We start from the raw sequence: 11,673 nt of genomic DNA, 5'->3' as shown, positions 1-11,673 counted from the left end.
CAATGCTCGGGTAAATAATTCAGGGCTAAACGATTAATGTTTTTGTTTCAGTGTGTTTAAAGCAGTTAAACCTTTATTACAACTTTTTTGTTGCATTTCAGTTTCCATTTTTAGGATTTGTTGTCTTGTAGAAGATAACTTACTTTTCATTTTAGCAACTTGGGTATGTGTACCGGGTTGTTTTTCCGCATCGGAAACAAGTTTATCTGCAACACTAAACATTCTTTGGCATTGTGTTGGCAATCTTTGATTGACAGAAGGTCTTGCCATAGAAAGTGAAGAAGTTTTCACCTCTGCCATCGCTGTTTGTGCTGTGAATGCCAGTATGAAGCTAGCGAAAGTTGAAATAAGAACTTTTTTTAACATTATGGTTTTACCTTTTTCAATTATAGTTAAAAACTATCGTTTGGCGCATAGTTCGGATTTTTTCGATTATAACAAACAAGAAATAAAAGTCATTATTAAATAGCAAATTTTTTGGATCTTTTCGATCATTTTATTTGACCAATATCAAAACTAATCATAAAAGTGTAGAAAGACATACTCCATAAAAGGTAGGGATGCTAAGGAAAAGTTATAAAAATATGAGTGAAAATAATCTAACTTTTAACATTGTTTCAAAGTTTTGGCTAGAAATGTGATCGATGTAACAAATCGACTATTTTTAATTTATTAAATTCAAGGTAGAATGGAATGTAGATTTTAAAAAAGCATATACCTATTTGTGGTTATATGGTTGTTTTAGGTCAAAATTTTGTTGGGGTGATTATTCGTATTCAGAATAATCTATAAATAAATTTTATTATACTTTATAAGAGGTCTGAGATGTTAGACGTTGTTGAACTCTCGCGCTTGCAGTTTGCTTTAACTGCACTCTATCACTTCTTATTTGTGCCGTTAACATTAGGTCTTTCTTTCGTTCTCGTTGTAATGGAAACACTTTATGTAACGACAGGAAAAGAAGTCTATAAAGATATGACTAAATTCTGGGGTAAGTTATTCGGTATTAACTTTGCCCTTGGCGTAACAACTGGTATTACGATGGAATTCCAGTTTGGTATGAACTGGTCATATTATTCTCACTATGTGGGCGATATCTTTGGTGCTCCATTAGCAATTGAAGGCTTAATGGCGTTCTTCTTAGAGTCAACTTTCATTGGTTTATTCTTCTTCGGTTGGGATCGTTTATCAAAAGGTAAACATTTACTTGCGACTTATGCGGTTGCGTTCGGTTCTAACTTCTCAGCGTTATGGATCCTTGTTGCGAATGGTTGGATGCAGAATCCGGTTGGTTCTGAATTTAACTTCGAAACAATGCGAATGGAACTTGTAAGTTTCTCTGATCTCGTATTAAACCCTGTGACACAATCTAAATTCTTACATACGGTAACAGCAGGTTATACTTGTGGTGCGGTATTTGTATTAGGTATTAGTGCTTACTATATCTTAAAAGGTCAGGATCTCGGTTTTGCAAAACGTTCATTCTCAGTAGGCGCAAGCTTTGGTTTAATGGCGATTCTTGCCGTATTAATTATGGGTGATGAATCAGGTTACGAAATCGGTAAAGCACAACCTACTAAATTAGCGGCAATGGAAGGTGAGTTTGAAACTCAACCTGCCCCAGCGGCATGGAATGCATTTGTAATTCCTAATACTGCTGAAATGAAAAATGAATTCTCAATTCATATTCCATATATGGCAGGTATTATTGCAACACGTTCTTTTGATACTGAAATTAAAGGTTTAAAAGATATTCGTGCAATCAACGAACAACGTGTTCGTACCGGTATTCAAGCATATGCGTTACTCGAAAAATTACGTGCGGGTAACTATACTGCAGAAGAAAAAGAAGCATTCAAAGCAGTACAAAAAGACTTAGGTTTCGGTTTATTACTTAAACAATATACACCGAATGTAGTTGATGCAACTGAAGAGCAAATCCAAAAAGCTGCGGCGAGCACCATTCCTAATGTTGGTCCAACATTCTGGGCATTCCGAGTAATGATGGTTTCTGGTGGTTTGATGCTTCTATTAATTGGTTTCGCATTCTTCCAAAACGTACGTGGTACCGTTGGCAAAAACCGTTTATTCTTAAGAGCAATGTTATGGAGTATTCCTCTTCCATGGATTGCAATTGAGTCCGGTTGGTTCTTAGCAGAGTATGGTCGTCAACCTTGGGCAATTTATGAAGTATTACCGACAGGCGTATCTAATTCTGCATTAACGACGACAGATCTTTGGATCTCAATCGGTTTACTTTGCGGCTTATATACTATCTTCCTCGTGGTTGAGATGTATTTAATGTTTAAATATAGCAGACTTGGTCCAAGTGCATTAAAGACTGGTCGTTATCATTTTGAACAATCTACAAAATAATAGGAGTGTACAATGATCGATTATGAAATTCTCCGCTTTATTTGGTGGATTCTGATTGTCGTATTGCTAATCGGCTTTGCGATTACAGACGGTTTTGATATGGGCGTATTAACATTATTACCGGTGGTTGGTAAAAGTAATGTTGAACGTCGAGTAATGATTAATACTATTGCTCCTCACTGGGATGGTAACCAAGTATGGTTATTAACAGCCGGTGGTGCGATCTTTGCGGCATGGCCTACGGTTTATGCGACATCATTCTCCGGTTTCTATTTAGCGATGATTCTAGTGCTAGCGGCGTTATTTTTCCGTCCGGTAGGTTTTGAATATCGTGCTAAAGTAGATAGCCAGAAATGGCGTAATGCTTGGGACTGGGGTTTATTTGTCGGTGGTTTTGTTCCGTCATTAATTTTCGGTGTCGCATTCGGTAATTTATTACAAGGCGCACCATTCGAATTTAATAACCTTAACCAAGTAGTATATACAGGTTCATTCTTCGGTTTATTAAATCCGTTCGCATTATTATGTGGTGTAGTAAGCTTAATGATGTTAACTACACAAGGTGCGACATGGTTACAAATGAAAACGACCGGTGATTTACGTAACCGTGCGAGAGCAACCGCTCAAGTTACTGCGGCAGTCGTATTAGTTGCGTTTGTATTAGCAGGTGTTTGGTTATCGTTTAAAGATGGCTTTGTGATCACAAGCGATTTAGACCACAATGCACAATCATTCTTAACTAATAAAACTGTAGCGGTTGAAAGTGCAGCATGGTTCAGAAATTTTGCTGAGATGCCGGTATTATGGGTTGTTCCTGCATTAGCGGTATTAGGTGCATTGTTAACGATTGTTACTTCTAAAGTGAATCGTTCCGGCTTAGCATTCTTCTCATCATCAATTATGCTTGTTGGGGTTATTGTTACTGCAGCTGTATCTATGTTCCCATTTATTATGCCGTCAATTTCTCACCCAGAAATGAGCTTAACGGTTTGGGATTCAACAGCAAGTCAATATACATTAACAGTAATGTTAGTTGTTGCGTGTATCTTTGTGCCTTTAGTATTAGCTTATACTATTTGGTCATACATCAAAATGTATGGTCGCTTAGATGCTAAATACTTAGAAGATAACAAAGCAAGTGCATACTAAGGAGATAAACAGATGTTTTATGTAACTTGGGTATTAGGCGTTTTACTTGCGATTCTTTTTGCAACGGTAATTACTGTTAGCATTGAGAAAACAGGCAAATTTGACGAATAGGATTATAGTGAATGATTCATTCGCTCTATAATTTAACAAGAAAGGGCTGGCTAAAGGCCCTTTCTTTTATTCTTGCCGGTGTGCTATTTGCAATGATATTGCTGAATGCTAATCTATTTGCCCAGCATTTTGGTGGGCATATCCCTTATTTAGCGATATTAGCCTTCTATGGCATGGCCATTTTGTGGATTCATGGAATTGGCTTTGAAATTCAAAGTGCGATTTGGCGTCTAGTCTTTTTACCTATAACAGGCTATTTAATTGTCATTAGTTCATTGAGTTATTTAATTTCATTAAGATAGGCGTAAGATTTCTTACGCTTTTTTATTAATTTTTTTATAAAAAAATATTTTCATTTCCCTATTGCACAACCATTTTTCTCTCTCTAAAATAGCACGCAATTTACGCCTAATTTTTGGGCGTTTTTCATTTTGACGAATATTGGAATGCAAATGAATTTCCCGATTAGAGTTTATTATGAAGATACGGATGCCGGAGGCGTGGTTTACCATGCAAATTACATCTGTTTTTTTGAGCGTGCACGCACAGAGTATTTACGCCAAGTAGGTTTCTCTCAGCAACAATTATTGGCCGGCTCATTTGCTTTTGTCGTAAAAAAATTAGAAATTGATTATAAAATTCCTGCTCGTTTAGATGATTTACTCAGGGTCGAAACAGTCGTAACTGAGTTAAAAAAAGCAACGATTGTATTTCAACAACAATTATGGCGTGATGATATTTGTTTAAGTGAAGCAAAAGTCACCGTTGCAAGTGTTGATTTAACAAAAATGAAGCCTGTGGGGATCCCTGATGATATACGTCAGGCACTACAAGCGGTCTAATTTTTTAAACAAATTACTTATTCGGAGTTCTATTAAATGGAAACTGATTTTAACCTTGTTTCGCTGTTTATGCAGGCAAGTATCGTTGTTAAGATTGTTATTTTAATCTTAATCATGTTCTCAATTTTATCTTGGGCTGTCATTATTCAACGTAGCCGTATTTTAACAGCGGCAAAGAAAGATGCGTTAGCGTTTGAAAATAAATTCTGGTCAGGTGAAGATTTACATCGCTTACATGAAGGTTTAGAAAATCGTCGTAATGGCTTGACCGGTTCAGAGCAAATTTTCTATGCTGGTTTTAAAGAGTATATGCGTTTACAGCAAGTAAACTCGGATGCGCCTGAAGCGACCATGAAAGGTTCTAGCCGAGCGATGAACTTAGCGTTAAACCGTGAAATTGAAAATTTAGAAAGCTACATTCCATTTTTAGGAACAGTAGGTTCAATCAGTCCTTATATCGGTTTATTCGGTACGGTATGGGGGATTATGCACTCATTTATGGGCTTAAGTGCAGTAAAACAGGCAACCTTACAATCAGTTGCTCCGGGTATTGCGGAAGCTTTGATTGCAACAGCAATCGGATTATTCGCTGCAATTCCAGCAGTTATGGCATACAATCGTTTAAGTTTACGTGTAAATAAACTAGAACAAGATTATGCTAATTTTATTGATGAATTTACTACTATTTTACATCGCCAAGCGTTTTCTAAAAAATAAGCGAGTAGTAAAAAATTCACGAGATCTGACCGCTTAATATGGTCAGATCTTTTATTCACTAATGTATAAGAGGAAAATATGTCTTACCGTCGTAAACGTAATGACATTAAATCTGAAATCAATATTGTGCCATTTTTGGACGTATTGCTTGTACTATTACTTATCTTTATGGCAACCGCACCGGTTATCAGCCAAAGCGTTGAGGTTAATTTACCAGAAGATAAACATAGTCAATCGGTATCTAATGAAGATAAAACTCCCGTCATTTTGCAAGTTGCGGATGTCGGTCTATATAAATTAAAAATTGACGGTAACTTTGTACAAGGGAGTAGCGGACAGGAAGCGTTAGGTGAGCAAGAAGTTGTTGCGTATGCCGGTGAAGCATTCCAGAAAGATCCGAATACTCTTTTCCTTGTGGCGGCAGAGAAAGATATTCCTTATGAAGAAGTTATTAAAGGAATTGTTCTTTTAAAAGATGCGGGTATTAAAAATGCTGGGTTAATGACCCAAGGCAAATAGTAATAAGGATAACGTGTGAAATCTAAAGACGACAGACTAGAACTGGCGGTTATAGTTTCAGTCCTATTACATGCATTGTTGATTGGATTGCTTCTACTTGGTTCATTTTTTACCAAGACTACGCTAGAAGAAGCAGCCGGCGGTAGCGGTGGTACAGGTGAAGAGTTTGAAGCTGTTATGGTTGATACTGGGCAGGTTGCTGCCGAGTACGGACTCTTAAAATCAGACAAAAAAGGCAGTGCACAGCCGAAGGTGGCGGAACAAGAAAAACCAAAACATGAAGAAGTAGTAGAAGAACCGACGCCTCAAGAAATTGCTGAAGAACAGGCAAAAGAGCAGCAACGTGTTGCAATGATTGAAGAACGCAAAAAACAAGAAGAGCAACGTGAAGAGGAACAGCGCCAAAAAGCTGAGCAGCAACGTCAGCAAGAGCAGCTTAAAAAAGAGCAAGCGGAAGAAGCTACTCGTAAAAAAGCAGCGGAGGCTGCTCGCTTAAGAGCTGAAGCAGAGGCTAGAAACTTAGAAGCGGCAGCAAAAGCAGCTGAGGAAGAGAAGAAAGCAAAAGAAGCTCAGAAAAAAGCTGAACAGCAGAAAAAACTTGAAGAGCAAAAACAGGCCGAGAAAGAAGCAAAATTAAAAGCGGAAAAAGAGGCGAAACTAAAAGCGGAAAAAGAAGCCAAAGTTAAAGCAGAGAAAGAAGCTAAAGAAAAAGCTGAAAAGGAAGCGAAACTAAAAGCGGAGAAAGAAGCTAAGGCTAAAGCAGAAAAAGAAGCTAAAGCGAAAGCAGCCGCAGAAGCGAAGGTTAAAGCGGATGTAGCAGCCAAAGCAGCTCAAGCCAAAAATAATAAAGCCCTTGATGATTTCTTAAGTGGTGGAGATATTGGTGGTGGTTCGAGTAAAGGCGGTAATAAAAATACTGCGGGTTCACAAGGTAATGGTAACTCGAAAGGTATCAGTGATGGAAAAGGCGTAGCTGATACAGGTTATGAACAGCTAATTAAGAAAAAATTGGCGCGAACCTATCGTGTTGATCCAAGCTTTAGTGGGCGAGAATGCCAAGTGAAAATTTCGATTGATCCGGCAGGTAATATCACAAGCCATCAGGTATTATCCGGTCCGGATGATATTTGTCGAGCGGCAGTAGCTGCAATTACCTCGGCAAGAAATGTTCCGAGAGCTCCAAATGAAGAGATTTATAATAAATATAAATCTCCAATTATTAAGTTTGGTTTAAAAGTTTTATAACAACCAAGAGGTTAACAATGAAATTAAAATCTCGTTTTACGAGTGTTATCACTGTCATCGCCCTCTTTTTTAGCAATGCAGTAACGGCTGAATCAGATGTGGTGATTTCTGTTGATGAAGGTGTAAGTATGGCGCAACCTATTGCAGTTGTTCCATTTAAAGCGAATGGTGGTGTACCTGCGGATATAGGACAAATCATTTCGGACGATTTACGTAATAGCGGTAAGTTTACACCGATTGAACAAGCGAAGTTACCGGCTCAACCGGGTTCAGTTGCAGAAGTTAATTCGCAACAATGGACGGATATTGGTGTTGATAGCGTGGTTGTAGGGCAAGTGACACCTACCGGTGGTGGTTATAACGTTGCTTATCAATTAGTTGATACATTAAGTAATCCGGCAGCAGTTTTAGCGCAAGGTTCATTTAATGTACCGGCAGCACAAATTCGTCAAGGTGCGCATACGGTAAGTGACCAGGTATTTGAAAAAATTACGCAAATTCGTGGTGCTTTCAGAACAAAAATTGCGTACGTTGTACAACGTGGTGTATCGTCTTACGAATTACGTGTTTCAGATTATGACGGTTATAATGCCTTCACTGTTGTGAAAAGTAGAGAACCGTTAATGTCGCCGGAATGGTCTCCGGACGGTAGCCGTTTAGCTTATGTAACGTTTGAAAATAAAAAAGCACAGGTTGTTGTGCATGATTTACGTTCAGGTTCTCGTCGTGTTGTAGCGGCATTACGTGGGCATAACGGTGCACCGGCATTTTCTCCGGATGGTTCTCGTATTGCATTCGCATCGAACCAAGACGGTGAGTTAGACATTTATGTTGTTAGTGCAAATGGTGGTAAACCATCAAAATTAACTGCTAATGCAGGTAATAATACAGAACCAAGTTGGTCTCCGGATGGAAGTACGATTTACTTCACTTCAGACCGTGCTGGTTCTCCGCAAGTGTATAGAATGAGTTCATCAGGTGGCGGCGCGAGCCCAATGGGTGGAAGCGGTAGCTATAACGCTAAAGTTTCATCTGATGGTAAGAATTTAATCATGATTGCTGGTGATAAGGTTGTGAAACGCGATCTCACTTCGGGTGGCACGGAAGTATTGAGTTCAACTTTCTTAGATGAGAGTCCAAGTATTTCGCCAAATGGTATTATGGTTATTTATAGCTCTACCAAAGGTACGAGCAAAGTGCTACAATTGGTGTCCGCAGATGGCCGTTTCAAAGCTAACTTGCCGGGAGCAGGTGGACAATTTAAGTTTCCTGCTTGGTCACCGTATTTGACTAAATAATAAAATTCTTTTTAGGAGCAACAAATGAAAAAACTAGCTAAAGTATTGATGATTGCGGCACCAGCATTCGTATTAGCAGCTTGCAGCAGCTCATCAGACAACGCTAACGCAAATGCTAACGCAAACGCAGGTCAATTCGGCGGTATGACTGCTGAAGACTTACAAACTCGTTACAACACTGTATACTTCGGTTTCGACAGCTATGCAGTTGAAGGTGAGTACCAACAACTTTTAGATGCACATGCTGCATACTTAACATCAGCAAACGGTAAAGTAACAGTTGCTGGTCACGCTGACGAACGTGGTACTCCAGAGTACAACATCGCGTTAGGTCAACGTCGTGCAGACGCAGTTAAAAACTACTTAGCAACTAAAGGTGCTAACCAAGTTTCAACTGTTTCTTACGGTGAAGAAAAACCAGCTGTGTTAGGTCACACTGAAGCTGACTACGCTAAAAACCGTCGTGCAGTATTAGAATACTGATTTGTAGCCTAATTACTAAAGACAAAAATAAGGCCCTGATTTTTCAGGGCTTTATTCATCATGCGATGACAAGCGGTCTTATTTCATTTCTTTTTTACAAAACTGAAAGTTTTTGTAACTTATTATTTAGCCCTTCCTCTTTGTTTTTTTAGATTTAATCCCCATAATTACTTTTCACTCTGAAATAATTATCCGTATATGAATAATATTCTCTCGAAAGATAATTAGTTCTGTAAGATAAAGATTTAATTCTATTTTAAGTATTTTAAGCTAAAATAACTGCTTAACGATATTCGTCTGGGAATTAAACAAGGACAACAAATGCAATTTATCGGAAAAATTATTGGATTCTTCTTCGGCTATCAAATCTTTCATAGCTTTTTTGGTGGACTATTAGGGGCTTTTATCGGTCATCTTGCGGATAAGAAGCTTTATGAATTAGGTTCGGTTCGCTCAACCATTTTTGGCAAAAACTTAACACGTCAATCACTTTTCACTCAGACGACATTTGCCGTATTAGGACATATTGCGAAAGCAAAAGGGCGTGTAACGGAAGATGATATTCATTTGGCTCGTCAGTTAATGAGTCGCCTAAAATTAGATGCTAATGCCCAACAACTTGCACAACAAGCGTTTACCTTAGGTAAAGAGGCTGATTTCCCGTTACGCCAAGTTATTCAGGAATTCAGAGAAGCTTGTGGTCAGCGTGCAGATTTATTACGCTTTTTTGTAGAAGTTCAGATGCAGGCGGCCCTACATGATGGACAATTGGATGCCAATGAACAGCAAATTCTATTTACGATTGCCGAAACTATGGGAATGAGTCGTTTCCAATTTGAGCGTATGATTGCGATGGTTATGGCTGCACAGCAATTTAGAAACGGTGGCTTTTATCAAGAGCAATATCAGCAAGGTGGTGATTATCAGCAATCGCAAGGCGGATATGGTGGCTATCGACAAACGAATAGTAGTGCGCCGAGCATTGATGCTGCTTATAAAGTTTTAGGTGTTACCGCAAATGATGATCAAACTGCTGTAAAACGTGCTTACCGTAAATTGATGAACGAACATCATCCGGATAAGCTGGCGGCAAAAGGTCTACCGGATGAGATGATGGAATTAGCGAAAGAGAAAGCTCAACAAATTCAAGCCGCTTACGATTTAATCTGTAAAGTAAAAGGATGGAAATAATGGAACAGCGCTCACATATTATTCCGCTGTTTTTAGTGATTGTGATTACTGCAATTGCGATATGGTCAGGGATCACTCCGTCAGATCGGGCGGTCTGCTATGCGGAAGTGATACCAATTTTTGTGGTATTTGGGCTACTGATTTTTACATACTCTAAATTTCAATTTAGCGGTTTAGCCTATATCTTAATGTCCTTATGGATGATTATGCACTTAATCGGTGCCAAATATACCTTTGCCAATGTGCCTTTTGACTGGGCGAATCAGTTTCTCACTCCGATTTTAGGCGAAGATCGTAATCATTTTGATAGAGTGGCACACTACATTATCGGCTTTTATAGTTTCCCGATGGCGGAATGGTTATTACGTCGCCGTAAATGCGGATTAGGTGTTGCAATATTCTTTTCGTTATTCTTTATTATGGCGGTTGCCGCAAGTTATGAGATTATCGAATGGCAATATGCGGTAGTTGAAGGCGGTAATGCAGGCATCGAGTTTTTGGGCTCGCAAGGCGACATTTGGGACGCACAAAAAGATATGTTAGCCGATACTTTAGGGGCAATTACCGCGCTTATTATTTATCTGATTGCCCGTCCAGACCTGCGGATTCGTTCCCATTTTTACGAATAGCATTAACCATTTCAAGCGGTCATTTTTGGTAAAAATTTTGCAAAAATTGACCGCTTTCTTTTTGAATCGAATAAGCAAAAAATTGAATGATGAATACGATACCCAAAGTTATTTTAGCGCCGATGCAAGGCGTATTAGATCCCTTTGTTCGCAAATTACTGACGGCAGTAAATGATTACGATCTGTGCATTTCAGAATTTGTGCGAGTGGTGGATCAAAAATTGCCGAAGAAAGCATTTTATCGTCTTGCACCTGAATTGTTGCAGGGAGGTTTAACCGATTCTGGTACGCCTGTGCGAGTGCAGTTATTAGGACAACATCCGCAATGGTTGGCAGAAAATGCACAGTTGGCGATTGAGTTGGGATCGCATGGGGTGGATTTGAATTGCGGTTGTCCGTCTAAAACGGTAAACGGCAGTAATGGCGGGGCATCATTGCTAAAAGATCCGGATTTGATTTACCGTGCAACCAAAGCAATGCGAGAAGCTGTTCCACAAAATCAAATCGTCTCGGTAAAAGTGCGTTTAGGTTGGGATTCAGCGGATCAATGTTTTGAAATTGCCGATGCGGTGGCACAAGGTAGTGCAAATGAAATTACCGTACACGGTCGTACCAAACAAGATGGTTATCGAGCGGAACGCATTAATTGGCAGGCAATCGGCGAAATTCGAAAACGTCTTTCGATTCCTGTGATTGCTAATGGTGAAATTTGGGATTTTGAATCTGCAAAAAATTGTCAAAATACGACCGCTTGTTCGAGTTTAATGATCGGGCGAGGCGCATTAAACACGCCGAACCTTAGCCGAGTGGTGAAATTTAATCAGCCTAAAATGTCATGGCACGAGGTGCTGCAATTACTGTTTCAATATGTAAATATGGAAAATGAGCATGACTCGGGCTTTTATCATGTTGCACGAATCAAACAGTGGCTACATTATTTAGATAAGGAATATCCGGAAGCCAAAGATTTGTTCCAAATACTCAAAACGGAGCACGGCTATGACGGTCTAAAAGGGCATATTGAACGAGTGGTAAATCAAGAGATTTAACAATAGGGTTTTAACCACGGAAACCACAGAATACACGGAAAAGGCTGTGAGTGTATTCTGTGGT

At 39.1% G+C, this 11,673-nt stretch carries 14 protein-coding genes; 13 read left to right on the top strand and 1 reads right to left on the bottom strand.

Annotated features, from left to right (window positions below; genetic code table 11):
* Positions 1–33: 33 nt before the first annotated feature.
* The gene (locus tag C228_RS0107575) at positions 34–366 is read right to left on the bottom strand and encodes a DUF5339 domain-containing protein (RefSeq protein WP_018652055.1); all 333 of its coding nucleotides are present in this window, start codon (positions 364–366) and stop codon (positions 34–36) included.
* Positions 367–825: 459 nt separating this feature from the next.
* Between C228_RS0107575 and C228_RS0107570 the strand changes: the two genes are divergently transcribed.
* From C228_RS0107570 to dusC, 13 genes are all read left to right on the top strand, one after another.
* Entirely contained in the window at positions 826–2,376 is a 1,551-nt protein-coding gene (locus tag C228_RS0107570; RefSeq protein WP_018652054.1) for a cytochrome ubiquinol oxidase subunit I, read from the top strand.
* A 12-nt stretch (positions 2,377–2,388) separates the two neighbouring features.
* A complete protein-coding gene (cydB, locus tag C228_RS0107565; protein ID WP_018652053.1) occupies positions 2,389–3,525 on the top strand; it encodes a cytochrome d ubiquinol oxidase subunit II in 1,137 nt (378 codons plus the stop codon).
* Between the two features lie 12 nt (positions 3,526–3,537).
* Entirely contained in the window at positions 3,538–3,636 is a 99-nt protein-coding gene (locus C228_RS14140; protein ID WP_005619000.1) for a CydX/CbdX family cytochrome bd oxidase small subunit, read from the top strand.
* 11 nt (positions 3,637–3,647) lie between these two features.
* Positions 3,648–3,938, top strand: coding sequence for a cyd operon protein YbgE (ybgE, locus tag C228_RS0107555; protein WP_018652052.1), 291 nt, complete (start codon positions 3,648–3,650; stop codon positions 3,936–3,938).
* Between the two features lie 150 nt (positions 3,939–4,088).
* Positions 4,089–4,478, top strand: coding sequence for a tol-pal system-associated acyl-CoA thioesterase (gene ybgC, locus C228_RS0107550; RefSeq protein WP_018652051.1), 390 nt, complete (start codon positions 4,089–4,091; stop codon positions 4,476–4,478).
* A 36-nt stretch (positions 4,479–4,514) separates the two neighbouring features.
* Positions 4,515–5,195, top strand: coding sequence for a protein TolQ (gene tolQ, locus C228_RS0107545; RefSeq protein ID WP_018652050.1), 681 nt, complete (start codon positions 4,515–4,517; stop codon positions 5,193–5,195).
* 78 nt (positions 5,196–5,273) lie between these two features.
* Complete coding sequence (tolR, locus tag C228_RS0107540; protein ID WP_018652049.1) at positions 5,274–5,714, top strand: colicin uptake protein TolR; 441 nt, start codon at positions 5,274–5,276, stop codon at positions 5,712–5,714.
* A 15-nt stretch (positions 5,715–5,729) separates the two neighbouring features.
* On the top strand, positions 5,730–6,959 hold the full coding sequence (gene tolA / locus C228_RS0107535) for a cell envelope integrity protein TolA (protein WP_018652048.1): 1,230 nt from the start codon (positions 5,730–5,732) through the stop codon (positions 6,957–6,959).
* Between the two features lie 17 nt (positions 6,960–6,976).
* A complete protein-coding gene (gene tolB, locus C228_RS0107530; protein ID WP_018652047.1) occupies positions 6,977–8,257 on the top strand; it encodes a Tol-Pal system beta propeller repeat protein TolB in 1,281 nt (426 codons plus the stop codon).
* Between the two features lie 24 nt (positions 8,258–8,281).
* Positions 8,282–8,740, top strand: coding sequence for a peptidoglycan-associated lipoprotein Pal (gene pal, locus C228_RS0107525; RefSeq protein WP_005596217.1), 459 nt, complete (start codon positions 8,282–8,284; stop codon positions 8,738–8,740).
* Positions 8,741–9,061: 321 nt separating this feature from the next.
* The gene (djlA, locus tag C228_RS0107520; RefSeq protein ID WP_018652046.1) at positions 9,062–9,931 is read left to right on the top strand and encodes a co-chaperone DjlA; all 870 of its coding nucleotides are present in this window, start codon (positions 9,062–9,064) and stop codon (positions 9,929–9,931) included.
* Positions 9,931–10,560: a DUF2238 domain-containing protein gene (locus C228_RS0107515; RefSeq protein WP_018652045.1), complete on the top strand. Its 630-nt coding sequence runs from the start codon at positions 9,931–9,933 to the stop codon at positions 10,558–10,560. The genes djlA and C228_RS0107515 overlap by 1 nt, the downstream gene beginning before the upstream one ends.
* Before the next feature lie 86 nt (positions 10,561–10,646).
* On the top strand, positions 10,647–11,609 hold the full coding sequence (gene dusC / locus C228_RS0107510) for a tRNA dihydrouridine(16) synthase DusC (RefSeq protein WP_018652044.1): 963 nt from the start codon (positions 10,647–10,649) through the stop codon (positions 11,607–11,609).
* Positions 11,610–11,673: the final 64 nt, after the last annotated feature.

It is taken from the genome of Actinobacillus capsulatus DSM 19761 (assembly GCF_000374285.1).
Taxonomy (GTDB): Bacteria; Pseudomonadota; Gammaproteobacteria; order Enterobacterales; family Pasteurellaceae; genus Actinobacillus; species Actinobacillus capsulatus.
This window is presented reverse-complemented; position numbering and strand designations above follow the sequence as displayed.

Excerpts from the sequence above, each read along its gene's own strand:
- tolR (WP_018652049.1), top strand. The coding sequence starts at position 5,274 with ATGTCTTACCGTCGTAAACGTAATGACATTAAATCTGAAATCAATATT.
- ybgC (WP_018652051.1), top strand. The coding sequence starts at position 4,089 with ATGAATTTCCCGATTAGAGTTTATTATGAAGATACGGATGCCGGAGGC.
- cydB (WP_018652053.1), top strand. The coding sequence starts at position 2,389 with ATGATCGATTATGAAATTCTCCGCTTTATTTGGTGGATTCTGATTGTC.
- C228_RS0107570 (WP_018652054.1), top strand. The coding sequence starts at position 826 with ATGTTAGACGTTGTTGAACTCTCGCGCTTGCAGTTTGCTTTAACTGCA.
- C228_RS0107515 (WP_018652045.1), top strand. The coding sequence starts at position 9,931 with ATGGAACAGCGCTCACATATTATTCCGCTGTTTTTAGTGATTGTGATT.
- dusC (WP_018652044.1), top strand. The coding sequence starts at position 10,647 with ATGATGAATACGATACCCAAAGTTATTTTAGCGCCGATGCAAGGCGTA.
- djlA (WP_018652046.1), top strand. The coding sequence starts at position 9,062 with ATGCAATTTATCGGAAAAATTATTGGATTCTTCTTCGGCTATCAAATC.
- C228_RS14140 (WP_005619000.1), top strand. The coding sequence starts at position 3,538 with ATGTTTTATGTAACTTGGGTATTAGGCGTTTTACTTGCGATTCTTTTT.
- tolB (WP_018652047.1), top strand. The coding sequence starts at position 6,977 with ATGAAATTAAAATCTCGTTTTACGAGTGTTATCACTGTCATCGCCCTC.
- C228_RS0107575 (WP_018652055.1), bottom strand. The coding sequence starts at position 366 with ATGTTAAAAAAAGTTCTTATTTCAACTTTCGCTAGCTTCATACTGGCA.
- pal (WP_005596217.1), top strand. The coding sequence starts at position 8,282 with ATGAAAAAACTAGCTAAAGTATTGATGATTGCGGCACCAGCATTCGTA.
- ybgE (WP_018652052.1), top strand. The coding sequence starts at position 3,648 with ATGATTCATTCGCTCTATAATTTAACAAGAAAGGGCTGGCTAAAGGCC.
- tolQ (WP_018652050.1), top strand. The coding sequence starts at position 4,515 with ATGGAAACTGATTTTAACCTTGTTTCGCTGTTTATGCAGGCAAGTATC.